Source organism: Gracilibacillus orientalis, assembly GCF_900114645.1.
In the GTDB taxonomy this organism is placed as follows: Bacteria; Bacillota; Bacilli; order Bacillales; family Amphibacillaceae; genus Gracilibacillus; species Gracilibacillus orientalis.
Map to the genome: position 1 here is coordinate 100585 of NZ_FOTR01000005.1, position 23003 is coordinate 123587.

The window sequence follows — 23003 nt, forward strand, 5'->3', positions numbered from 1 at the left end:
CCTTTCACATCTATTTATCATTTATCACCTATTGTAACATGGTTATCATCCATCTTCTTCTAGATAGGTTTGTGCAACTTCGTGTGCGCTTTTTCCTTCGACTGCTACCTGGTAGTTCATTTCGCGCATTTGATCATCTGTAATTTTTCCAGCAAGTTGGTTAAGTATTTCCTCCAATTCAGGGTATCGATCCAGTGTTTCTTGTCTTAGCAGTGGAGCACCTTGATAAGGTGGAAAGAGCTCTTGATCATCTTCTAACACTTGTAAATGGTACCTTCTTAATTCACTATCCGTAGAATAAGCATCAATCAGATTGACATCACCTTCCGCAATAGCCGCATAGCGAAGTTGTGGTTCCATCGTGGTAACGTTCGGGAAATTTAGTCCATACAGGTCCTGAATTCCTAAATAGCCATCTTCTCGATCAGAGAATTCGAGCGTGAATCCTGCCTGAACTTCATTTTCTATCCTTTGCAAATCAGAAATAGTTTCTAATTGATGTTGTTCGGCAAATTCCTCTGGTACTGCTAATGTGTACGTATTGTTGAATTGCATTGGTTGTAAGAATTTTAGATCAAAGTCTTCTAATAAACCATCATGTGCTTGATGATAGACCTCTTCTTCATCATTGCTTGAAGCAGTCTCATTTAAAAATTGAGATAGTGCTGTTCCGGTAAATTCCGGATAAATATCAATGCTTCCTGATCGTAATGCTTTAAACAAAAAGGACGTTTTACCTAAGCCGGGTTCTAGATCTACTTGAAGATTTGTTTCATCTTCAATTAATATTTTGTACATGTTGATTAATATTTCCGGTTCAGTGCCTAATTTTCCACCAATAACAATGGTGTCTTCATCATTTTCCATGATATTTGGCACAAGAATAAATAGTAAAGAAATAATCGCAATGAGTACCATCGTCACCATTGATTGCTTGTAAGAGAATGTCTCCATTTTTCTTAATAATAGATCAAAAACGATGGCTAAAAGTGCAGCAGGTATTGCCCCTAATATAATAAGTGACGTGTTATTCCGATCGATTCCTAACAGAATAATATCCCCTAAGCCGCCAGCACCAATCAATGCAGCAAGAGTTGCTGTCCCGACAATTAATACCATGGCAGTTCTGATCCCCGCCATAATTACTGGCATCGCTAGTGGCAATTCTACTTTCATTAGTTTTTTTGATGTATTCATCCCCATCGCTGTTGCTGCTTCAATTAATGAATGATCAACTTCTGTGATGCCTGTATACGTGTTGCGCAAGATTGGTAACAAGGCATAAATGATTAATGCGATGATCGCCGGTATTTTGCCGATTCCGAATAGAGGAATGAAAAGACCTAGTAAAGCTAAGGAAGGAATAGTTTGTAAAACTGCGGTCACGCCGATAATAGCTTCTGCAATTTTCTCTTGTTTCGTCAGGTAGATTCCAAGAGGGATGGAAATTATTACGGCAAATAATAAGGCAATGAAAGATATCTGTATATGTTCCAATAATGCCTGCCATAATTGATTCTGCCTGTTTTGAAACACGTCATAGAAATTAGACATATTCTCTCCGCCCTTCTTTTAATGAGGAAGAAAAGTAATGAACTATCATCTGTCTATTCACTCTCCCGACTGTCTTACCTTCTGAAGTAACATGTAGCGTTTCTTCTTTGGATAGCATCTCTAATACTTCTTCCAGCGTAGCGGATGCGTCAATCGTGAAAGCTGGTTTAGGTTCCTGTGTATCTATAGGTTGCACAATATCCTCTAACTGAAAAGCGGTGCCTATTTTGTTAGAAGAGCCTACAAAATCACGGACAAAGTCGTTGGCTGGGTGCGTTAGGATATCGTTTGGAGTGCCTAACTGAACTATGTTACCCTCTTTCATTATGCAAATCCTGTCCGCCAGCTTCAGTGCTTCTTGAATATCATGGGTAACAAATACAATCGTTTTATTAATTTTCTTTTGCAAGTCTATAATGTCTTCCTGCAATTTTTCCCGACTGATCGGGTCTAATGCGCTAAATGGTTCGTCCATTAGGATAATATCAGGGTCTGCCGCTAATGCACGGATAACGCCGATTCGTTGTTGCTGGCCACCTGAAAGTTCGCTCGGTTTACGCTGGCGATATGTGTCCGGATCTAGGCCAACCATATGTAATAATTCGTAGGTTCGTTGTTTGATCTGATCGTTGTTCCATTTTTTCATTTCTGGAACTATTGCAATATTTTCTTCGATGGTCATGTGTGGAAAAAGCGCAATTTGCTGCAAAACATATCCTATATTCCATCTTAGTTCGTTGATGTTGTAATCACTGATTCTTTTATTATCAATAAAAATCGTTCCAGTGGATAGTGGGATGAGACGATTCATCATTTTAAGCGTAGTGGTTTTTCCGCAGCCACTCGGTCCAATCAGCACAAAAAATTCCCCTTTTTCTATAGAGAAGTTCATGTTGTCTACAGCAGTCGTACCATCAACAAATTGCTTGGTAACATTTTCAAAAGTGATCATTCGAATAAAACCCCTTCTTTAAACGCTGAAATAATAGTGTATATGGATACTTTTCCCCTTTATTACGGGACTAATCGTCTGCCATTCTTGTTTATTCGTAAAGAATCTTTAAGTACCCGGATTCCTTTAGTCTCAAGTAAATATTGAATGACACAGTTACTTTTCCTTTTTCTTTCTTTTATGATGTCTTGTTACTTTGACTCTATTTCCGCAAATTTGCATCGAACACCATTTTCTACGGCCTCGCTTGTCAATAAAGAGTAAAACACATTCTGGATTAGAACATCGGTGTAAATGTTTTAAATCTCCAGAGGCTATTAATTGTAAACCATTCAATACAATTAATGACACTAGCGATTGTGCAGGATCACCTAAAGGGACAGGAACGAGCTTATCATCAATCAACTGATACGTAAATGGAGCTTGTTTTAGTCGCTCTTCCAACAGTGTCACCATCTCAGAGGGGGCTTCTCTCCCATCAGCCACTTTTTCAAAATGCTCTCGAAGGTAAGCACGAATTTCTCTTAAGAGGTTTAATGCCTGCTCACTCCAATCATCTATTTTCCTATCAAATTGTTGTGTGAATACAATATTTTCTGATAGCAAAGTATCGAACCATGCCTTTACATGCTCCTTTTCAGTTAGTAAATCATGTCGAACTCCATGCCGAACGACTTCTGTATTGATCAAGTCTAATGAGATATTCCCTGATATAAGTGGGAATTTTATGTTTTCTATCATTATTATCAGCAACCTTTCGATATTAACCTATAATAACATATTTGACAGGTTAAATGAAATGATGTATATTTTTAACCATTAAATTATGTTTATAGTGGTTAAAAGAGAGGTGGTTTAGATGAATAATAAGTTTATCGGTTCAAGAATTGTTTTGGTAACATTTATTACGCTTATGGGTGCGTTTGGTTTGAATCTGACGGCAGGTCAATTTTTTGCACCACTACATGATACTTACGGATGGAGCTTGGCGGTACTTAGTTTAGCAGTATCCCTTAATATGGTGACATGGGGGATTTTTCAGCCAATTATGGGAAAGGGCATTGACAGATTTGGTCCCAAAATAGTGATTGCAGGAAGTGCAAGCTTAATGGGAATGGCATTTATTCTATGCGCAACTATCACACAATTATGGCAATTCTTTGTTTATTATGGTGTTCTTACAGCTATCGGATTTGCGGGGTGTGGATCGATGGCAAATTCTGTACTAGTGTCTCGCTGGTATATCAAAAAACGCGCAAAAATGCTTTCGAGAAGCTCAATGGGAATGAATATTGGCCAATTGTTATTATTGCCTTTAGCAGGTTTACTCATTGCATTAGCTAGTTTTCGAATGGCATTCTTCATACTGGGTGTCATTATGCTTGCTATTGTTGTCCCGCTCGTGTTGGTTTTTGTAAAGAATAACCCTGATGAAGTGGGGCAAATGCCTGATGATTATGCTGAGTCGTTTATTGTAAGCAATCATAATGCAACGCTAAAAGAAGCTATCCAGAGCAAAGAGTTTTGGCTTGCTACTGCAGGTTTTGCTTCATGTGGGTTTACACTCTACTTGGTGACAATACATTTGCCTAATTATGCAGTAGATCTAGGAGGAACAAAGTCACTTGGAGGTCAGTTATTAGGACTTGCAGCATTAGCCAGTGCAATTTCGATGTGGATATCTGGGCAATTATCTTATAAAATGGGTAAGAAGAATATTCTTGTTTTTCTATATATTGTAAGATTGCTAGCCTTTTTTTGGATCGCCATGTCACCGGGTATATGGCAGTTATATCTGTTTGCTATTATATACGGTGTTTCCTCTATGCCCATCATTCCAATAGTTACCGGTGTTATTGGTGATAAATTCGGCAAGAATGCGATGGGAAGTATTCTAGGGTTCAGTTGGTTCATTCATCAAATTTTTGCCGCAATAGGTGTATTCCTTGGTGGCTATTTAAGATCAGTGACGGGGAATTACATGATTGCATTCTGGACTGGAGGATTGTTATTAGTATTTGCTGTTATTCTAACACTATTTATTAAAGATACGGCTGTTACGGTGAAGGACAATACCGTTACATCATAAAAAAACTTAAGAGGAAAGGTGCTGAGTTGGATGGATGAGCTTTTGAAACAGTTACAATTTGCAAGACAAAGTACCATTGATTATGTTAAACAGTTGGAAGAAAGAAGATTTGAGGTCATGCCTAAAGGGTTTAATAATCATATTAAGTGGAACTTGGGTCATATCTATGTTGCGTTTGAAAACATTGTTTTTCGATTGACTGGCGAAAATGCGAAGTTTCCGGTGAATTTCCCAGAATTATTTAGCCCTGGTACTTCACCAAAACAATGGACAATGAAAGCACCGGAAACAACAGAGTTAATTACTTTATTGGAAGATCAGTTGGAAAGGCTTGATTCTTTGCAGTCAAAAAGTTTAGATCATCCCATTCCGGAAGAGTATACTACTTCAACAGGTGCAAAATTTTTAACAATTGGGGATTGTGTGAGTTTTATCATTTATCATGAAGGTATGCATTTTGGAATCATAAAAAGCATTAATCAAGTATTACAAGAAGTTGAATAAAAATAAATTGATATAGAGTTTGCGTGATTATTTACACGCAAACTCTTTTTTGTTAAGCCTCTTTTTTGTTACATTTTCTAAGTGAGTTGTTCTTGTAAATAATGGTTTGTGATATAGTAAACTCATCACTCTCGTGTGCAGAAGTGAAATGACGTGTATATATACAAAATGACACTAAGATTAAATTGGGGGAACTATGAAACGACTACTATGGATTGCTTGCTTTACCTATTTGTTAATAGGACTAACACATATTATTATAGGTTCATTGTTAACAGAAATCTTGGATTATTATAACCGGAATTATACAGATGGTGGTGTCTTAATTGCCTGTCAATCAATTGGCTTTCTGACAGGGGTTATTTGCTCATCTTATATATCGAATTTTTTAGGGCGTAGACGTGCTGTCATATTCGCCATTCTATCTATTGGTCTAGCACAAATCGCATTTGTATCATTGATACCATGGACATGGTGGTTGGTCATCGCTGTGTTTTGCGGGTTAGGATTTGGGATTATCGAGCCTTTGGTGGGGTCACTTATAATTGATGCAATTAAAGATAAACCAGCAGTAGCATTTAGTAGACTAGAAGTTTTCTTCGGGCTAGGCTCACTCATTATGCCTATTATATCCGGTTGGTTGGCATCGACAGACTTATGGCGTTATTCCTTTTTAGTATTAGGCTTGTATGCCTTTTTTATTGGTGTGATTTGGATGAAGGTATCCTTTGGAGCACTAGATAATTTGATGGCAAAATCGATTGAGCAAGAAGAACATAAACAAGCAGAATCAACCCCGTTTTTAGGAGGAAGATACCCTTTATTTATCGGTTTTATTTTGTTTTTCCTTATCTATGTCGGAACAGAAGTCAGTATCATGAATTTTCTACCATCTATTCTTATTAGCAAATTAGGCACAGAAACCTTTGCGGCAACGCTAGCTGTCACCATTTTTTGGGGTGCGATAGTTACAGGTCGTTTAGCAGCAGGTTACTTAGCAGAAAAAATGAACTATGTTCGTTATTTAATGGTTTGTTGTTTTGGAACAGTCGTTTTTGTTGTAAGTTTAGGTTTTATTACAAGCTTGTGGTTAGGCTATGTCTTCATTGTTTTGATCGGGTTGATGATGGCAGGGATATTTGGAATTGCCCTTGTATATGCTAATCAAATGCTTCCAGGTAGTACCGAACGAAATACTAGTATATTGATTGGAGCTGGGGGAGTTGGAGGCATTGTTCTCCCACTAGTTACGGGTAGTATTATGGATCAGTTTTCAACAATGGTCGTTTCGTTTGTACTTGCAGGATTATCGCTTTTTATGTTTGTGTTTATTTTGTTTGCGAAAGGTCAACGGTTTGCAAGTGAACAGATTAAAGCTTGAAAATTAAAGGGTTAAAATGTCTGAGCTTAAGATCAATAAGAAGACAAAACAAAGTTCGTGTGATAAAAAGTAATAAATTCACATAACTATTATACTGTTTCATTTTATGAAAATAATTGGAAACTTTTTTGCTTTTGATTCGTATATAGTAATAGGTAATATCATCCGGAGGTGTACATATTGGAGTAGTTGATATTTATTGGTGGTTATTATGGGGGAGCCTAGTGTTTGCAATTATTTCCCTTTTATTAGGAAGTGTATTGGAAGGACTCTTAGATAGTCTATTTGATAGTTTAGGAGAATTTTTCAATCCATTACTAGTTTTTGGTACGTTATCTGTTGTGGGAGGATCAGGTGTCTTGCTGACTAAGTATTCTTCCATGGTCGAGATCTATGTCTTACTAATTAGTTTGTTAATAGGAATTGGAGCATACGTACTTATTTACTATTTCCTTGTGATTCCTATGTCGAATGCTGAGTCCTCTACGTCCATATCGGTTCATGATTTAGAGGGTAAAGTGGGCGAGGTAATTACCACGATCCCTGCTCAAGGCATGGGGGAAGTATTTATTTCCTCAACTAGTGGAAGTCGCAGTGAAACAGCAGTAAGTTTTGATCAAAAGATAATTAAGCAAGGACAACAGGTTGTGGTTGTCCAAGTGAAAGATCACGTGTTATACGTTTCTGAACTTGATGAAATTTAACATAGGAGGCTAAGAATGGATTTTTTGATTGTCATTGGCGTCGTGGTTGCGGTTATCCTAGCATTTGCGATTCTATTTGCAGCTCGCTATAAAACGGTAGGCGCAGACGATGCTATGATCGTAACAGGTAGTTTTTTAGGGAGCAAGAATGTACACAGGACGGATGATGGAGGTGGCATTAAGATCGTCCGTGGTGGCGGTGCTTTTATCCTACCTATTTTCCAACAGAAAGAAAACATCAGTTTACGCTCGCATAGTTTAGATATTTCTACACCTAATGTCTACACTGAGAATGGTGTGCCAGTAATGGCTGATGGAACAGCGATTATCAAAGTGCAAAGCACAACAGAAGGGATTGCAACAGCGGGGGAACAATTCTTAGGAAAAGACGATTCTGAACTTCAAAAAGAAGCACAAGAAGTATTGGAAGGTCATTTGCGAGCGATTTTGGGAACAATGACAGTAGAAGAGATCTACAAAAATCGTGAACGTTTCGCACAAGAAGTACAAACCCAAGCGGCTGTTGATTTAAAGAAAATGGGGCTGCAAATTGTCTCATTTACCATTAAAGATGTGCAAGACGAAAATGGCTATCTAGAAGCATTAGGTAAGCCGCGTATTGCAGAAGTAAAAAGAGACGCCCAAATTGCCGAAGCGAACGCGATGAGAGATGCTCGTATTCAAAAAGCTTCAGCTGAGCGTGAAAGTCAAAGTGCAGAATTGTTAAGTGAAACACAAATTGCTGAATCATCGAAGGAGAAAGAATTGAAAGTAGCGGCTTATAAGCTTGATCAAGACACTGCCAAGGCAGAAGCGGATATGGCTTATAAATTACAGGGTGCCAAATCAGAACAACAAGTCAAACAAGAAGAGATGCAGATCCAACTTGTTGAGAAAAATAAACAAATTGAAATTGACGAAAAAGAAGTACTTCGTAAGCAACGTCAATATGAAGCGGATATCTCTAAAAAGGCAGAGGCAGAGCGTTATGCAACGGAACAAAAGGCAGAAGCAGATAAAGTTACTAGTGTTAAAAATGCCGAGGCAGAAGCTGCACAAATCCGCTTAGACGGGGAAGCCGAAGCAGATGCTATTCGTCAAAAAGGTTTGGCAGATGCAGAAGCGAAAGAAAAACTTGCCGAAGCGATGGGGAAATATGGCGAAGCCGCGATACTCGAAATGATTATCAACATGCTTCCTGAGTTTGCTGGAAAAATTGCCGAACCTATCCGCTCGATTGACAAAGTCACTGTTGTTGATAGTGGAAAAGGCGATGGCGACGGTGCAACACGAATGAGCGATTATGTAACTAAACTAATGAGCCAATTACCAGAAACACTAAAAGATGTATCTGGTGTTGATTTAAAAGGGATGTTAGATAATGTGGCATCCAATAATGAATCAAAAATTAAGGATAATTTAGCAGGGGCAAAACCAGAAAAGCCAGAAGTAACCGATGGGGAATAAGAAAGTGGTCAGGCTTAAGTTAACTGTACTATAATTAGTAGTTAATTATATGTGTAATTTAAAATCGCCCCCTAGGATTCGTCTATCCTTGGGGGCGATTTTTTTATCACGTTGCTAATCGTCGGTACAACCCTCGCTGATGGTTAGCCTCACTTTATCTGAATGTGAGTGGATACAAGACGTTGATAAACACTTTTCATGAGTTATCTAAGGCTGTGTCAACATTCGATGCTACCTTTTGTGACAGTGTAATGAATAGTTCCTTTTCCTGTTCAGTTAGACCTTCTGTAGTAAGGTTTTCCAGTCTGCTCCAAACATCTGTGACCTTTGTTTTGAGGTCCTGGCCGGCTTGAGTTAACGACACTATCGTAACACGACCATCTTCCTCAGAACGGCTGCGGGTGACAAGACCTGTGTCCTCCAACCTTCGAACACTCTTCGCAATGGTCGAGTGGTCAAGACGTAATGTGCGGCCGAGGCAGTTTTGTGATTGGCCATCCTGATCCCACAATTGCATAAGCAAAATCTCTTGCCCTGCGAACAGCCCCACCTCACGAAGCATTTGACCAGCAAGTGCACGGTGAGAACGTGCTAAAGCGAAAATAGCGAAACTTACTGGATGCAGGTCTGCCGCACTCAATTCTTTTTCGTATACTGCTCTATCTGAATCGTTTCTTTTCTGTTTCATGAGATATCCTTACCTTTTCTATTGTTTATAATGAAACCGCATAGATGTGGATTCCATTTAATAAAGATTATCACCTTTTTTCTTTTTTAACAAATGGATTCCATCCTGCTACCTAAATGAAAAAAGGAAATGAAGGGTTAGTATCACATCATACAGAAATGTTCATTATTCTTGAATTTGACACCATTTTTATTTTCCATGAGATATCTTTACTTTTTGTTGTTTATCCATAGTCGGATAATCGGTGTAACCGCGGCTGTCTCCGCCATAAAAAGTAGCTCTGTCTGGTTCATTCAACGGTGCATCGAGCTTCAATCGTTCTACCAGATCGGGGTTTGCCAGGGCCCAAGAACCGACAGGAGCAATATCAGCAAGTCCCGCATCAATGTCTACGACGATATCTTCAAGCGGACGACCTGCACGATTCACCAGTAGGGTATTTGGCCATGCCGAACGAATTTCACGAAGTAATTCATCGTTTCCACCGTGCGCCACGTGAATGTAAGCCAAGTTCAAATCCGCCAACTTCGGAATCAGATAACGGTAAAGGTCTGAACCGCTTCGTCCTTCATCAATGCCACCAATAGGTAACCCGGGCGAGATACGAAATCCCGTGCGATCTGCTCCTATTTCTTTTACCACTGCTTTTGCGACTTCAATAGAAAACCGAGCGCGATTCTCGATCGAACCCCCATATTCATCTGTACGAAAATTAGAATTTTCACCAAAAAACTGATGAATAAGATAACCATTAGCACCGTGAATCTCCACGCCATCAGCGCCTGCTTTTATAGCTGCCGCTGCTGCCTTTCTAAAGTCTTCGACCGTTTCTTTAATTTCTGCCCGGCTCAACTCCCTAGGAACCGGGATATCCAACTTCCCATTGGCAGTGAACATCTGAACGCCGGGTGCAATTGCTGATGGTGCAACGGGCTGACGATGATGTGGGGTATTATTTGGGTGCGACATTCTTCCCGCATGCATTAACTGAATGAATAGGTAACCACCAGCTGCGTGCACTTTATCGGCAATCTTCTGCCATCCTTCCACATGTTTATTCGTGTAAATTCCAGGGGTGGTAAGATATCCTTGCCCATCATCAGAGGGCTGAGTACCTTCACTGATGAGCAAACCCAAGGAGGCGCGCTGCGCATAATATTCTGCACTTAGATTTCCTGGTGTTCCATCAGGAAGCGCACGGCTTCGAGTCATTGGGGCCATCGCTAAACGATGGGATAATTTTAAACTTCCAACAGTTGTTGAACGCCATAAGTTTGTCATTTACAACACTCCTTTAAGATAATTGGTGGTCAACCACATAGTTAGCTTAACACCTTTAAATGTGGTTGGCAACATATATGTTTGTAAGATATAGGTCTTGATAACATGGGCCTGCCATCTTGTGCTATTCATTCTATTAAATAGTTGCCTAAACGAGCAGAAAAAATGGTATGCTACAATATAAAGAAAATGAGGAGGAGCGTTTATGTCAGAAGATATGATTCAAGCATATTTAAAAGATAAAGAAGAAAAATGGCACGAACCATTTACAAAACTCTATCAAACGATCCATGAGAATATTCCAGAAGGTTTTACACTAGAAATGCAGTATGGGATGCCTTCGTTTGTTGTTCCATTGACCATATTTCCTGAAGGTTACCATGTTCAAGAAGGCACACCACTTCCATTTATCAGTATTGCGGCACAAAAGAAGCATCTTGCTGTCTATCATATGGGAATCTATGCTGATAAGGAATTGCTGGATTGGTTTCAAAAGGAATACCCTCACCATATGTCAACCAAATTAAATATGGGTAAGAGTTGTATTCGATTCACGAATCCTAAAAAACTCCCATTTGAGTTGCTTGGTGAACTTTCCGAAAAAATAACAGTAAATGAATGGATCGAGATGTATAAAAATAGGACAGAGTGATTCATTTCCCTATCCCCTGTCTAGTGCTAAAACATGATGTAGGTAGCAATAAAATACAGAACAATGGTTGTAGCTGATGGCAACGCATAGATGAATACATTTTTGACTAATGGTCGTTGTAATGCATAGATAGTTAAGAAAATCATCATCAGCCCAAGCAAAGCTGTCATAGCATTTGATAGGCTTGTCATATTTAAAATTGCACCTTTTTGATGGAAGATATCTGTAATCACCAATAGCTGCAGATTATATAGGTTACTACCTAAAATAGCTCCGATAGCAAGGGAGTATTTGGCCATCTGGAATGCTGCAAGTACAGTGACTAATTCAGGTAAAGAGGTTGCCGCAGCAATCAAAAAACTTCCGACAAAACTGGAGTTCATTCCTGTTTGTTCAGCAATTTTGTCGCCGGAAATAGTTAAAGTACTACCAGCAAGAAAGACGACAATGGCGGCAAAGATAAAACGAATGACACCTTGTTTTAATGTTAAATCAGATGTTACCTCAATATCTTCTTCCCCATAATCGAGTTTTTTCACAACAAATAAATAAAGAATAATAAGTAGATACATCTCGAAGCCGATATGAAAAAAGCTAGGAGAGTTGTCCCAAAGAATGGCAATCACTAATAAGGCAGTCGTTACAAATCCAGTTTTACCAATCGGGAGATGTGTGCTTTGTTCTACTGTATTAAACACTCTTTTTTTTCGATAAATAAAATCAAATGTCATTAAAATCAAAACGTTAAACACATTGCTGCCTAACATGTTTCCAACGGCAATATCGGCATTGTCAATATATACAGCAGTTAAACTAGTTGTTAACTCAGGTAAACTTGTTGCCCCGCCAATTAGAAAGGTCCCTATCATAGCCCCACTTAGTGTTGACTTTTGATTAATGACGTCTCCATATTTATTTAACTGAATTGCAGCAAAAATAACTATTGTGGCTGCCAGAAAAAATACGATAAATGTCATGACTATCCTCCCTAAAATTATAATCACAATTAAACTATAAAATTTTTATACAAGCGAACATATATTCTTGATAGGAAAGAATGGATATGGTATGATAAATGCCTTCATTGCATACTTTTATCCGCAACATGAAAAGGAGATATAATACATATGACAGGAAAAACACATATTATGGGTGGGATCGCAGCAACTACTGTGATGGCCACTTTTACAGATTATGATCCTGCTTGGTTTATATTTGCAGGAGCTATAGGGGGATTAATACCAGACATATGTCATGGTGGAAGTAAAATTGGCCGAAAATTTCCACTCCTGTCTAAATTGATTAATACGTTATTTGGTCATCGTACTTTTACTCATAGTCTATTATTTTTACTGTTAGTTGGATTTTTATTATCGCTAATTACTAGTAATAGATCATTGATTATAGGTGTCGTTATTGGAATAATCAGCCACTTCCTATTAGATTCTATGACGAAACAAGGAATAAAATTACTTTACCCAGTAAACATTACCGTAAGATTTCCATTCACAACAAAAACCGGTGGTGCAGTTGAAAATCTTGTGTTATTAGGGCTAACTTTGCTGACTATTTACTTTGGAAAAGACATCGCCATTATGGGTTCTTCATTTTTCTTGCAATAGATTCCAATATATAGACAACTGGCACTTGTGTTGTGACATTGGAATCTTGAAACCATTCTTCCGTAACATAATAGGCAAGATTAATTTCAGATATTTTAGCTATCGTTGAAAGTTTATTATTGGTAATGCTAATAACTTTACTGCCTTCCTGCTTGAGCTGATTAACCTGTGTCACGGTAAAAGGGTTTTCTCCCGACACCGAGAGTACTATTGTTACACTATTATAGCGGAATTTAGCGTGAATCGGATAATGAGGGTCTTTGATATAGACCGAAAACTTCCCCATACTGGAAAAATATCTCGCTCCATATTCTGCTAGAATACCGGAGCTTCCGATCCCGGTGAAAATTACACTTTCTGCTTCCGCTATTAATTTGGCTGCATCATTGATTTTCTCCTCTAGATCTCCGGTTAGTGTACGCTCGAAGAATTCTGTAATGGAATGCTGAGGACTGTTGATAACTGTCCGCTTGGTTTCCTCTAAATGCATTTTTAGTTTTACCTTGAATTCCGAAAAACCATCACAATTTATTTTGCGACAAAAGCGTAAAATAGTAGCTGTCGATACATGTGTTTCATCCGCTAATTCGCGAATTCTCATGTAAGCAACTTTGTCACTGTTTTTCGATATATAGTTATACAACGTTAACTCTAATTCATTAAAGGAAGCAATCATTTCATGGGTAAACATGGAGGTGGAATCCCTTCTTCATATAAGTTTTTTCTCTATTTTAGCATAATTATAGAATATGTTACACATTGTATCACTTATGAAACATGTCACGAAAGCTGTTATAAACAACAGAAAGCTGTATTCATATTTACCTTGCTTATGATCCACACTATAATGCAAATAGAATATTGTAATAGGAGGTCATATCATGTCGATAAAAACATATCATTTTCCGGAAAACTTCCTATGGGGTGGAGCTACTGCAGCCAACCAAATTGAAGGTGGATTTCATGAGGGAAATAAAGGTTTAAACATAGCAGATGTATTACCAGGTGGCAAAGGTCGGCTTAATATATTAAAAGAGCCTGGCTTTAACTTTGAAGTAAATACAGAGAAATATACATATCCTAATCATGAGGCGATCGATTTTTATCATCGTTATAAAGAAGATATTGCCTTGTTTGCAGAGATGGGCTATAAAGTATTTCGGATGTCGATTGCTTGGACGAGAATATTTCCAAATGGCAATGAAACAGAGCCAAATGAAGAGGGTTTAGCCTTTTATGATCGGGTATTCGATGAACTGCATAAACATAATATTGAACCAGTTGTGACCATATCTCATTATGAAATGCCGGTTAATTTAGTGAAGAATTATGGTGGTTGGAGAAGTAGAGAAGTGGTTACTTTCTTTGAGCATTATGTCAAAGCGATTTTTGAACGCTATAAAAATAAAGTAACATATTGGATGACATTTAACGAAATTAACAGTGGGCTAATCATGCCAATTATGGGGTTGGGTTTCTCTATCCAGCAGGAAGAGGATAAATATACCCCGACATTCCAAGCTTTCCACCACCAGTTTGTTGCAAGCAGCTTAGCGGTAAAAGCTTGTCATGAAATTATTCCAGATGCACAAATTGGCTGTATGATTTTATACGCACCAGTTTATCCATATGATTCTAATCCCGAAAATGTCATGCATGCACTAGAAGAAGAACGACTATTTAACTATTATTGTGCCGATGTACAAGTGCGTGGGGAATATCCTGCGTTTATGACTCGCTACTTTAAAGAGAATAGTATAGAACTGGATATTAGAGAAGGTGATTTAGACCTGATTAAAGAAAACACCGTCGATTATATTGGGTTCAGCTACTACATGTCCCGTACAGAGAAAAAGGAAAAAGCGGGCGAGGAGCAAGCAGATGGTAACATTTTATCCGGTGTACGAAATCCATTCTTGAAAGCAAGTGACTGGGGATGGGAAATTGACCCAACAGGTTTAAGAATTGCTTTAAACCAGTTGCATGATCGTTATCGTGTACCACTTTTTGTTGTTGAAAATGGTCTTGGAGCGAAAGACAAAGTAGAAGAAGATGGATCTATCCATGATGATTATCGAATGGATTATTTACGTGATCATATTATCGCCATGGGAGAAGCAGTTGAGGATGGCGTTGATTTAATGGGCTATACGGCTTGGGGTTGTATTGACTTAGTGAGTGCGTCAACAGGTGAAATGTCCAAGCGCTATGGTTTCATATATGTCGATAAACAAGATGACGGCAGCGGAACAATGGAGCGGAGCAGAAAGAAATCATTTTTCTGGTATCAAAATGTGATTCAAACAAATGGGAAAGAGTTATAAAAGGTGATTAGAAGAAGAGTGTATATCTCTTCTTCTTTTTTATTAAATAAGAAAGTTTAAAATTTGCGCAGATGTCTCGCTCCGATCACCCTTATGCTCTTGGCGAAAATATAAATTGTCAGCCTAAAAAAATAAGTACCAAAATATCAAAGCACAAAATCAAAATAGTACTTAAACGACGATTAAGAACCAAAACCAAAAAGAAAACCATCATATATGGTACTTAAATCCGGTTTAAGTACCAAAATGAAACTCAATATCTTAAATTTGGAACTAAGATTTGTGTGAAAATAGTTATTATATACTATTAACAGATGAAATTAACGAAAATTTAATCATTCGAAATGATGATTTGTAGTAGAATGGTTGTAAGATAAAAAAAGGCGGTGTACTGTGAATAAATTATTGTTACATTTAGAAGGAGCGGCTGTTTTTGCATTAAGTCTTTATGCTTATTTTCATTTTTCGTTTGGCTGGCTGATGTTAGTACTATTATTATTGGCGCCAGATCTTGCGATGCTTGGATATCTAATTAATAATAAGATCGGTTCCATTATTTATAACCTTTTTCATACGTATGTTTTTTCGCTTTGTGGTGTACTTATCGGATTCCTATTTAATGATTTGTTATTGGCGATCAGTTTAATCTGGACAGCACATATTGGGATGGATCGAATGGTAGGCTACGGATTAAAGTATGCCACCGGGTTTAAGGACACGCATTTTGATCGAATTAAATAGCAGATATTTCGTTATACCTGCGTTATAATAAAAATGAAAGCGTTTAAAAGGAAGGGTGATTAAAATGACAAAAGTAGTGATGACTTTCCCAGAAGGCAAATTCAAGGTATTAACAATGAGCTATGATGATGGGAAAGCGGCGGACAGACGTTTAGTAGATATCTTTAATCGTTATGGAATCAAAGGGTCTTTTCACTTGAATTCAGGCTTACTTGGAGAAGGGGAAAGGATACCACCAGAAAAAATAGCGTCATTATATCAGGGACATGAACTTTCAGCACATACGGTCACACATCCTACCATTGCACGTTCTCCGAAAGAGCAGCTAATAGAAGAAGTAATGGAGGACCGTAAAAAGCTAGAAGAACTGGCAGGTTACCCAGTAAGAGGTCTATCCTACCCGAATGGTTCTTATAATTCTTTAATCAAAGAAGTATTACCTTATTTAGGGATTGAATATGCAAGAACCGTAAATAGTACAGACAATTTTGGTATGCCAGATGATTTTATCGAATGGAATCCAACTTGTCATCATAATCGAAACCTCTTACAATTGGCAGAGAGATTTACTTCATTACATAAGAAGCAATACTTATATATGTTCTATGTATGGGGCCATAGTTATGAATTTGATCATGATAATAATTGGGACTTAATCGAACAATTTTCTGAATTTATTGGTGGTAGAGAAGATATCTGGTATGCAACCAATATCGAAATAGTTGATTATATTAAGGCGTTTAGGAGATTGCATTTTTCAGCAAATAGCCAGTTTGTCTATAATCCATCAGCAAAATCCGTTTGGCTAAATGTTGATGGGCAGATTGTGGAAGTACCAGGAGGTCAACAAGTGAGTCTGATAAAGGAAGAGACATGGAAATGATAAGAGACAATATAATTTCATAAATAGTATCCAGTAATAACAGGCTGACCATAGGTGAGATGACTACGGTCAGCCTTTGAAAAAGTTAAACATTTGATTTTTCCTGAATCGAACCGTCTTTTTTATGGATTATGGTAGAAGTACCTTTATTGGCGGCAATTTCTTTTGCTCTGTCAATGGCTTCCTGTTTATTATCGAAAATATAAGAAGCTTGTTTGGCGTCTTGTACTTTTACAGCCCAGCCATTTTCATGTGGAATGACGTGCTCACCTTTTTCCAATAACTCGGGTCTGCTGGATTGAGCATCTTCATCACGACTACGTAAGTCTTCGTCACTCATTTGATTTACTTGTTGAATCTCATTATCAGATGCATTCTTATACCACTCCTTAGCCTGTTCAGTAGCAATAGGAATAGCTTGTCCTTCCTTATAGCCTTCATCAATCATCGCATTGACAATATCTATGGCCTTTTTTCTTACGGGAGTTTCTAAATTTTTCAATGAACTAGGATAATCATTTATATCCCAAGGCATGATTTGACTCCTCTCCAATTATAAATTACATTATTTCTTTGCAAACTTTTGCGCATTGGAAACAAGCATCCGCACATGATTGACAATGATTATGATGATGTTTGTTACATTCCTCCCCACATGTTTGACAAATTTCTGCACAAACAGCAGCTAATTGCTTGATAAATGGTGAATTTCTTGTAATAGCTGCCTGTAAATAACTACAAATTTCAGCGCATTCACGGTCAAGACGAATGCATTCGGCCATCATGTCGACATTTTCTTCTTTTAAACACGCATTAAAACAATGATTACACTTCGTCATACAAATGTGTAAATGGTCTAATAGTTTTTGGTGCTTTTGATCAATCATGATTCTAGCCTCCGATCGTAGTATAGTTGCTTACATAATCTACGATTCCCATATTTAGGACAAGTAAACTTAGATGTTGTTGGTTTTCGTTTCAGAAACGGTATGCTATCATAATTCGTATCCATCATTGATGAACGGGAGGATGACATGAGAAGTAGTAAATTAATGAATATTATACTTATTTTTTGCTTTATTATAGCTGTGAGCTTTTCGATATATTTTTATATACAGTCTAAAGGCTTTCAATCCAAAATAATGGATGCGACCTCAAAAGAAACAGTACCGACTTATCATTTTGTTTTAATCGGAGAAGAAATGGATCATGATTACTGGCGGTTAGTTGGTGAAGGGGCAAAAGATATGGAGGAAAAATACGATGTGTTTGTTGAATATGAAGGACCAAGGCGATCCAATCCAGAAGAACAATTGAAGCTTCTCGACATTGCGATGAAATCCAAAGTGGACGGCATCATTGTTCAAGCATTGAATGATGAGTTTTTGCCAGTGATTAATCAAGCGGTTGAGCAAGATATCCCTGTTATAACCATTGATACTGATGCTCCTGATAGTAAGCGATCTGCCTATATCGGTACGGATAATTATGAAGCTGGTAAACTCGCTGGTAAAGCATTGGTAGAAGATACTGCGGGTAAAGCTACTATTGGAGTCATCACGGGTAGTTTTGACAATGCTCATCACCAATTACGTGTGGAAGGGTTTAGAGATATTGTCGAGCAAGAACCTGGAATTGAAATTGTATCGATTGAGGAGTCGAATATTACAAGAGTGATTGCGGAAGAAAAGGCGCATAATATGTTAAGTGATTATCCTGACATTACAGCTTTATATGGCACGAGTGCATTAGATGGTATTGGTATGGTTGCTGCTGCTGAATCATTAGGATTGGAAGAATCCCTATATATGATCGGCTTCGATACACTGCCAGCAAATATGGCACTGCTTGAACAGGAAAAAATGGATGTATTAATTGGGCAAAAACCATATGAAATGGGATATCGCAGTGTAGAGTTAATGCTGGATTTGGTGAATAATAAAAAAGTACAAGATGTTTACCATACCAATGCATCCGTGGTAAGAAAAGAGGATATAGGTGATTTTGATGATTAGGATTAGATCAAAACTACTTATATACTTCGTTGCTATCCTTGTATTAGTGATTATTTTATTTTTCATTCGTGAACAAAGTGCACAAAGAATTGTAGAATTACATGATGAACGTTCCGATCATTATTTTTTGTTAAACGAAATAACGAATAATACTGACCAGACCTATCAATCACTACAAATTTATGTTCATGAGCCAACAGATGAAAACCTCCAATACTATAAGGAGGACAAGCAACAATTAAACGAACTACAAGAGCAGTTCGTAATGGCTGCAGAAGATAGTATAGATAAGAAAAACTATGTCCATTTATTAACAAGCTTTCTGGAATTAACAGATCAAACTGCAGAAGGTGTAGCGCAAGATAACATTGAGCAATATTCCAATTATTTAAATGAAGCAGATAATAGTGCAACCTATATTCATGAGAAAACATTAGAGTTAATAAATTCAGAGCTTACTGTTTATCAGAATTTAATAGAACTAGAAGACCAACGGGTGCAATCTTCCAAAAATATGGGGACCGCTATATTTATTTCTGTGATAATACTAAGTATCTTGTTTGCCTTGTGGTTTTCTAACGGGATTACAAGGGCGATTGAACGTCTAACAGGTGCAGCAAAAGAAATATCGCAAGGGAATTATACCGTGGAAGATGTCGTTGTGCCACAAAAAGATGAACTAAAAATCTTAACGGAAACGTTTAATCAAATGAAGTGGAATATTGTTGAGGCGATTCGGGAAATGAAGGAAAAAGCTCGGATGGCTCAATTGTTAAAGGAAATGGAATTAAAAAGCTTACAAAATCAAATTAATCCCCATTTTCTATTTAACACGTTAAATACGATTTCCAAAACATCCTATATTGAGGGAGCAGAACGAACCAGTGATTTAATTTCTTCTGTTTCTGCACTGCTTCGTTATAATATCGGTAGTCTTGACAGGGAAACTTATTTGAGAGATGAAGTAGAGATTGTGAAGGAATATTTTTTCATTCAAAAAACGAGGTTCGGTGACCGGGTAACATTCCATCAAGATATTGAGGAGGATTGTTTGCAAACATCAATACCTTGTTTGACATTACAGCCTATCATTGAGAATGCCTTTATGCATGGTATTGAAGAAATGGCAGATGGTGCAGAAATTACACTTGCCATTTATCAAAAGGAAGAAAAAGTGTGGATCGAAATTAGCGATAACGGTGTGGGTATGGATCAGGAAACGATTGATCGCTTACTAACAGCGGATGAGAATAGTGAAACGAACAGAAAGGGACATTCCACTGGCATCGGCATGCGAAATGTAATAGACCGTTTGAAGTTATTTGATAGAGAAAGTGATGTATCCATTCAATCAGAGCTTGGTAAAGGAACGAAAGTCACCATTAAGTTACGAAAGGAGTGATAAAATGATAAAAGTTATGCTTGTAGATGATGAAGCGATTGAGCGCGAAGGAATCCGGATGATTCTCAGTAGAAATCGATCAAATGCTGAAATCGTAGCAGAAGCAAAAAATGGTAATGAAGCGGTTGAGCTTGCTACGCTTCATCATCCTGACATTATTTTTATGGATATTAAAATGCCGGAATTTGATGGGTTGGTTGCGATTGAGAAGATTCTTCAAACATTACCTGAAACAAAATGTGTGATGGTATCCGCATTTGATACTTTTCAATATGCTAAACGAGCAATGAAATTCGGAATTAAAGAATATCTGTTAAAGCCAAGCAAGATATCAGAGATACTGGAAGCTTATGATCGGATGGTTGCAGAACTATCTGAACAAAATGATGTAAACGAACGGTTAGAACAGGCGAATTCATTAGTCGAAATGGACTTTATTTTAACGCTGATGATGGATCATGTACATGAGTTTAATACAGAAGATTGGACAAAATGGCTGGATGTCGAGGATACGAAAGGATTTGCAGCTGTATTTTCTTTTCAGGCAGAGATACTAAGGCCAGACCGTGAACAAAAAGGTAATTGGTATCGCACACTCAAAGATGGATTATCAAGGCTTCCTTACCATGCTTTCGTGGGGCCACTGACTGGCTATCAAGTTCCGATTTTAGTTAAATATGAAGCATATACCCTTGATCAGTTTGCTAGAGATGCTATTCAAGATGTTCAGCGTGATTTACACGATTGCCAGCTCTATGTTGGAATAGGAGCAATTATCACTGATTTACAGGACTTTTCTCGTTCATACCAAGAAGCACTATATGCTTTGGAACAAGTACAATCCCACCCTGGCGCTAAATATCAAGTTTTTAATGAACAAATGGCTGAAAAAAGAAAGGAACGGATCCATTTTGAAGAAGAGAAAGAATTGCTTCATGCCATTAAAAAAGGAGATAGTCAGCAAGGGACGTATTTATTTGGCCGGTATTTTCAATCGATTCAACAACATGCTAATTATCAAGTACCAATCATTCAAAAAACGGTCGAAAACTTTTTTATTGTATTAACGAGAATGACAAAAGAGCTTGGTCTTGATCAGGATATCCAAATGGGCTTTGATCAGTTCGAAACAGCGACACAGATCAAGGAAGCTGCTAAAGCTCACTTGCAAAGCGTTATTAAACAGATACGAGATTGGCGTTCGACCGGAGTCCATGGTCTGTTGATGCAAGCAAAGGATTATATAGAATCACATTATCAAAGAAATATAACACTGGAGGAAGTAGCAGAGGAAGTAGGACTGAGCTCTTACTATTTGAGCAAGCTGTTTAAAGAACATTTCGAGATTACCTTTATTGAATATGTTACACAAACCAGACTGACAAAGGCAAAAGACTTATTATTAGATGATCGCATATCACTGAAAGAAATTGCTTTAACAATCGGATATAAAGACCCCAATTATTTCAGTCGAGTATTTAAAAAAGAGACAGGTCTAAGCCCGAGTGAATATCGCAAGCAGTATTCTTAACAGCGGGTAGAGGAGCGCTTTTTGTCTGAGAATATAATCTTGACAGGGTGGAGGTCAATTGGGCTCATTGGCGAATAAGCGAACATGTAAAGCTTTAGAAACCTATAAACACTAACCATGATTTCGATGTGTTTTCATCAAAATGACTCGTAAAAATTGAAACAAAAGCTAGAATGAAAACTTATCCTAATCATCAGAAGATTTAAACCTATTTTTTTGTTTTTTTACGATAACCTGAAGGAGTAGTCCCTATAAATTTTTTAAACGTGCGATAAAAATGTGGTGTACTATCAAATCCACTTAGCTCGGCAATATGAGCAACAGGATAGTCCGTTTTCCACAATAGCTCTTTAGCTTTATAGGTTCTTTTTTTGTTCAAATACACAGTAAGCCCAATGCCAGTTACTTCTTTGAAGACTCTACTGAAATGAGCTGAACTAACGTGTGCTTTCTCAGCTAATAGGCTTAGGGATATATTACCTTGAAGGTTATGGTCAATAAACGCGAATATTTCATTCATCCAAAAGCGGTTAAAGTTTTCTTCCCTAAATGCTTGATCTATTTGCTCTATACTTAAGCGAGATAAATAAAGTAATATTTGATGGGTAATTAAGATAGCGGCATGAATAGAGCCCATTTGTTTTTCGCGTAATTCCTTATCTATATCATTAAGAAACTTTTCAAAAGTCACTTGTTTCCTTTCTGAAAGAGATATTTTATAGTGTTTGTGCTTCTTAATTTTTTCAACTATAAATATATAGGAAAAATTTTCATCAATCGGTATGGTTTGAATTAATGCAGGACTAAAAAAAACGACAGATGAAGTAACTAAATCATCCTGATAGGGTACAGCATGATGAATAGTGTCGTTGGGAACCAAGAATACATCCCCTTGGTTCATATAATAAAGCGTGTTATTAATAAAAAAAGTACCTGTACCTTTGTGAACATAAATAATCTCATGAAAATCATGCATATGGGTTGGTAATTCATTTTGGGGTTCCTTACTGCCTTTATAAACAAAGGAAAAAGGAAATGAGGAATTAGCATTTTTTTTAATAGCCTTCATAAGTATCACCTATCTCTAATTTATCACGGTGCTAACCGTCTGTAAGATCTCCGTTGATCATATTCTCACTTTATATCAAAAAACAGTATAAATAAAGCAATAACCGCAATTTTTATTTCAATTTATTTTTGTTAATCTATATTT

General features: G+C 37.5%; 23 protein-coding genes. 13 read left to right on the forward strand and 10 right to left on the reverse strand.

Features of this window, described 5'->3' with window-relative positions:
• Positions 1-45: 45 nt before the first annotated feature.
• The 3 genes from BM121_RS10970 to BM121_RS10980 form a co-directional block, all read right to left on the reverse strand.
• Positions 46-1554, reverse strand: coding sequence for an ABC transporter permease/substrate-binding protein (locus BM121_RS10970; RefSeq protein WP_091483683.1), 1509 nt, complete (start codon positions 1552-1554; stop codon positions 46-48).
• The gene (locus tag BM121_RS10975) at positions 1547-2506 is read right to left on the reverse strand and encodes an ABC transporter ATP-binding protein (protein WP_091483684.1); all 960 of its coding nucleotides are present in this window, start codon (positions 2504-2506) and stop codon (positions 1547-1549) included. Before BM121_RS10975 ends, BM121_RS10970 begins: the two co-directional genes overlap by 8 nt.
• A gap of 156 nt (positions 2507-2662) precedes the next feature.
• Positions 2663-3247, reverse strand: coding sequence for a CGNR zinc finger domain-containing protein (locus BM121_RS10980; RefSeq protein ID WP_091483685.1), 585 nt, complete (start codon positions 3245-3247; stop codon positions 2663-2665).
• A 118-nt stretch (positions 3248-3365) separates the two neighbouring features.
• On the opposite strand from BM121_RS10980, the gene BM121_RS10985 reads away from it, so the two are divergent.
• From BM121_RS10985 to BM121_RS11005, 5 genes are all read left to right on the forward strand, one after another.
• Entirely contained in the window at positions 3366-4595 is a 1230-nt protein-coding gene (locus tag BM121_RS10985) for an MFS transporter (RefSeq protein WP_091483686.1), read from the forward strand.
• Between the two features lie 30 nt (positions 4596-4625).
• Positions 4626-5099, forward strand: coding sequence for a DinB family protein (locus tag BM121_RS10990; RefSeq protein WP_091483687.1), 474 nt, complete (start codon positions 4626-4628; stop codon positions 5097-5099).
• A gap of 196 nt (positions 5100-5295) precedes the next feature.
• The gene (locus BM121_RS10995; RefSeq protein ID WP_091483688.1) at positions 5296-6480 is read left to right on the forward strand and encodes an MFS transporter; all 1185 of its coding nucleotides are present in this window, start codon (positions 5296-5298) and stop codon (positions 6478-6480) included.
• 194 nt (positions 6481-6674) lie between these two features.
• Positions 6675-7184, forward strand: coding sequence for an NfeD family membrane protein (locus BM121_RS11000; RefSeq protein WP_483866636.1), 510 nt, complete (start codon positions 6675-6677; stop codon positions 7182-7184).
• A 15-nt stretch (positions 7185-7199) separates the two neighbouring features.
• The gene (locus BM121_RS11005) at positions 7200-8651 is read left to right on the forward strand and encodes a flotillin lipid rafts scaffold protein FloT (RefSeq protein WP_091483690.1); all 1452 of its coding nucleotides are present in this window, start codon (positions 7200-7202) and stop codon (positions 8649-8651) included.
• 196 nt (positions 8652-8847) lie between these two features.
• On the opposite strand, the gene BM121_RS11010 is transcribed toward BM121_RS11005, so the two are convergent.
• Positions 8848-9339: a MarR family winged helix-turn-helix transcriptional regulator gene (locus BM121_RS11010; protein WP_091483691.1), complete on the reverse strand. Its 492-nt coding sequence runs from the start codon at positions 9337-9339 to the stop codon at positions 8848-8850.
• Positions 9340-9528: 189 nt separating this feature from the next.
• Positions 9529-10620, reverse strand: coding sequence for an alkene reductase (locus tag BM121_RS11015; protein WP_091483692.1), 1092 nt, complete (start codon positions 10618-10620; stop codon positions 9529-9531).
• A 205-nt stretch (positions 10621-10825) separates the two neighbouring features.
• Between BM121_RS11015 and BM121_RS11020 the strand changes: the two genes are divergently transcribed.
• Positions 10826-11272, forward strand: coding sequence for a DUF1801 domain-containing protein (locus BM121_RS11020; protein WP_091483693.1), 447 nt, complete (start codon positions 10826-10828; stop codon positions 11270-11272).
• Positions 11273-11298: 26 nt separating this feature from the next.
• Here BM121_RS11020 and BM121_RS11025 read toward each other — a convergent pair whose 3' ends face one another.
• Positions 11299-12249 (reverse strand): sodium:calcium antiporter, encoded by a 951-nt coding sequence (locus BM121_RS11025; protein WP_091483694.1) that lies wholly within the window; start codon positions 12247-12249, stop codon positions 11299-11301.
• 150 nt (positions 12250-12399) lie between these two features.
• Between BM121_RS11025 and BM121_RS11030 the strand changes: the two genes are divergently transcribed.
• Positions 12400-12894, forward strand: coding sequence for a metal-dependent hydrolase (locus BM121_RS11030; protein WP_091483695.1), 495 nt, complete (start codon positions 12400-12402; stop codon positions 12892-12894).
• Here the strand turns inward: BM121_RS11030 and BM121_RS11035 are convergent.
• Complete coding sequence (locus BM121_RS11035) at positions 12866-13585, reverse strand: MurR/RpiR family transcriptional regulator (protein ID WP_091483696.1); 720 nt, start codon at positions 13583-13585, stop codon at positions 12866-12868. The two genes, BM121_RS11030 and BM121_RS11035, sit on opposite strands and share 29 nt — an antisense overlap.
• 190 nt (positions 13586-13775) lie before the next feature.
• Here BM121_RS11035 and BM121_RS11040 point away from each other — a divergent pair, with 190 nt between their 5' ends.
• From BM121_RS11040 to BM121_RS11050, 3 genes are all read left to right on the forward strand, one after another.
• Positions 13776-15218 (forward strand): glycoside hydrolase family 1 protein, encoded by a 1443-nt coding sequence (locus BM121_RS11040; protein WP_175495406.1) that lies wholly within the window; start codon positions 13776-13778, stop codon positions 15216-15218.
• 393 nt (positions 15219-15611) lie between these two features.
• Complete coding sequence (locus tag BM121_RS11045; protein WP_091483697.1) at positions 15612-15959, forward strand: DUF4260 domain-containing protein; 348 nt, start codon at positions 15612-15614, stop codon at positions 15957-15959.
• A gap of 64 nt (positions 15960-16023) precedes the next feature.
• A complete protein-coding gene (locus tag BM121_RS11050; protein ID WP_091483698.1) occupies positions 16024-16842 on the forward strand; it encodes a polysaccharide deacetylase family protein in 819 nt (272 codons plus the stop codon).
• Positions 16843-16927: 85 nt separating this feature from the next.
• Here the strand turns inward: BM121_RS11050 and BM121_RS11055 are convergent, their stop codons facing one another.
• Both BM121_RS11055 and BM121_RS11060 read right to left on the reverse strand, forming a co-directional pair.
• On the reverse strand, positions 16928-17377 hold the full coding sequence (locus BM121_RS11055; protein ID WP_091483699.1) for a DUF2188 domain-containing protein: 450 nt from the start codon (positions 17375-17377) through the stop codon (positions 16928-16930).
• Positions 17378-17402: 25 nt separating this feature from the next.
• Positions 17403-17729, reverse strand: coding sequence for a four-helix bundle copper-binding protein (locus BM121_RS11060; RefSeq protein ID WP_091483700.1), 327 nt, complete (start codon positions 17727-17729; stop codon positions 17403-17405).
• Positions 17730-17876: 147 nt separating this feature from the next.
• On the opposite strand from BM121_RS11060, the gene BM121_RS11065 reads away from it, so the two are divergent.
• The 3 genes from BM121_RS11065 to BM121_RS11075 are packed head-to-tail and all read left to right on the forward strand — an operon-like array spanning position 17877 to position 21790.
• Positions 17877-18857: a sugar-binding protein gene (locus tag BM121_RS11065; protein WP_091483701.1), complete on the forward strand. Its 981-nt coding sequence runs from the start codon at positions 17877-17879 to the stop codon at positions 18855-18857.
• Positions 18850-20259 (forward strand): sensor histidine kinase, encoded by a 1410-nt coding sequence (locus tag BM121_RS11070; RefSeq protein ID WP_091483702.1) that lies wholly within the window; start codon positions 18850-18852, stop codon positions 20257-20259. Before BM121_RS11065 ends, BM121_RS11070 begins: the two co-directional genes overlap by 8 nt.
• A 4-nt stretch (positions 20260-20263) precedes the next feature.
• Entirely contained in the window at positions 20264-21790 is a 1527-nt protein-coding gene (locus BM121_RS11075; RefSeq protein ID WP_091483703.1) for a response regulator transcription factor, read from the forward strand.
• A 208-nt stretch (positions 21791-21998) separates the two neighbouring features.
• Here BM121_RS11075 and BM121_RS11080 read toward each other — a convergent pair whose 3' ends face one another.
• A complete protein-coding gene (locus BM121_RS11080; RefSeq protein WP_091483704.1) occupies positions 21999-22859 on the reverse strand; it encodes a helix-turn-helix domain-containing protein in 861 nt (286 codons plus the stop codon).
• Between the last annotated feature and the right edge of the window lie 144 nt (positions 22860-23003).

Excerpts from the sequence above, each read along its gene's own strand:
- BM121_RS10970 (WP_091483683.1), bottom strand. The coding sequence starts at position 1,554 with ATGTCTAATTTCTATGACGTGTTTCAAAACAGGCAGAATCAATTATGG.
- BM121_RS10975 (WP_091483684.1), bottom strand. The coding sequence starts at position 2,506 with ATGATCACTTTTGAAAATGTTACCAAGCAATTTGTTGATGGTACGACT.
- BM121_RS10980 (WP_091483685.1), bottom strand. The coding sequence starts at position 3,247 with ATGATAGAAAACATAAAATTCCCACTTATATCAGGGAATATCTCATTA.
- BM121_RS10985 (WP_091483686.1), top strand. The coding sequence starts at position 3,366 with ATGAATAATAAGTTTATCGGTTCAAGAATTGTTTTGGTAACATTTATT.
- BM121_RS10990 (WP_091483687.1), top strand. The coding sequence starts at position 4,626 with ATGGATGAGCTTTTGAAACAGTTACAATTTGCAAGACAAAGTACCATT.
- BM121_RS10995 (WP_091483688.1), top strand. The coding sequence starts at position 5,296 with ATGAAACGACTACTATGGATTGCTTGCTTTACCTATTTGTTAATAGGA.
- BM121_RS11005 (WP_091483690.1), top strand. The coding sequence starts at position 7,200 with ATGGATTTTTTGATTGTCATTGGCGTCGTGGTTGCGGTTATCCTAGCA.
- BM121_RS11010 (WP_091483691.1), bottom strand. The coding sequence starts at position 9,339 with ATGAAACAGAAAAGAAACGATTCAGATAGAGCAGTATACGAAAAAGAA.
- BM121_RS11015 (WP_091483692.1), bottom strand. The coding sequence starts at position 10,620 with ATGACAAACTTATGGCGTTCAACAACTGTTGGAAGTTTAAAATTATCC.
- BM121_RS11020 (WP_091483693.1), top strand. The coding sequence starts at position 10,826 with ATGTCAGAAGATATGATTCAAGCATATTTAAAAGATAAAGAAGAAAAA.
- BM121_RS11025 (WP_091483694.1), bottom strand. The coding sequence starts at position 12,249 with ATGACATTTATCGTATTTTTTCTGGCAGCCACAATAGTTATTTTTGCT.
- BM121_RS11030 (WP_091483695.1), top strand. The coding sequence starts at position 12,400 with ATGACAGGAAAAACACATATTATGGGTGGGATCGCAGCAACTACTGTG.
- BM121_RS11035 (WP_091483696.1), bottom strand. The coding sequence starts at position 13,585 with ATGTTTACCCATGAAATGATTGCTTCCTTTAATGAATTAGAGTTAACG.
- BM121_RS11040 (WP_175495406.1), top strand. The coding sequence starts at position 13,776 with ATGTCGATAAAAACATATCATTTTCCGGAAAACTTCCTATGGGGTGGA.
- BM121_RS11050 (WP_091483698.1), top strand. The coding sequence starts at position 16,024 with ATGACAAAAGTAGTGATGACTTTCCCAGAAGGCAAATTCAAGGTATTA.
- BM121_RS11055 (WP_091483699.1), bottom strand. The coding sequence starts at position 17,377 with ATGCCTTGGGATATAAATGATTATCCTAGTTCATTGAAAAATTTAGAA.
- BM121_RS11060 (WP_091483700.1), bottom strand. The coding sequence starts at position 17,729 with ATGATTGATCAAAAGCACCAAAAACTATTAGACCATTTACACATTTGT.
- BM121_RS11065 (WP_091483701.1), top strand. The coding sequence starts at position 17,877 with ATGAGAAGTAGTAAATTAATGAATATTATACTTATTTTTTGCTTTATT.
- BM121_RS11070 (WP_091483702.1), top strand. The coding sequence starts at position 18,850 with ATGATTAGGATTAGATCAAAACTACTTATATACTTCGTTGCTATCCTT.
- BM121_RS11075 (WP_091483703.1), top strand. The coding sequence starts at position 20,264 with ATGATAAAAGTTATGCTTGTAGATGATGAAGCGATTGAGCGCGAAGGA.
- BM121_RS11080 (WP_091483704.1), bottom strand. The coding sequence starts at position 22,859 with ATGAAGGCTATTAAAAAAAATGCTAATTCCTCATTTCCTTTTTCCTTT.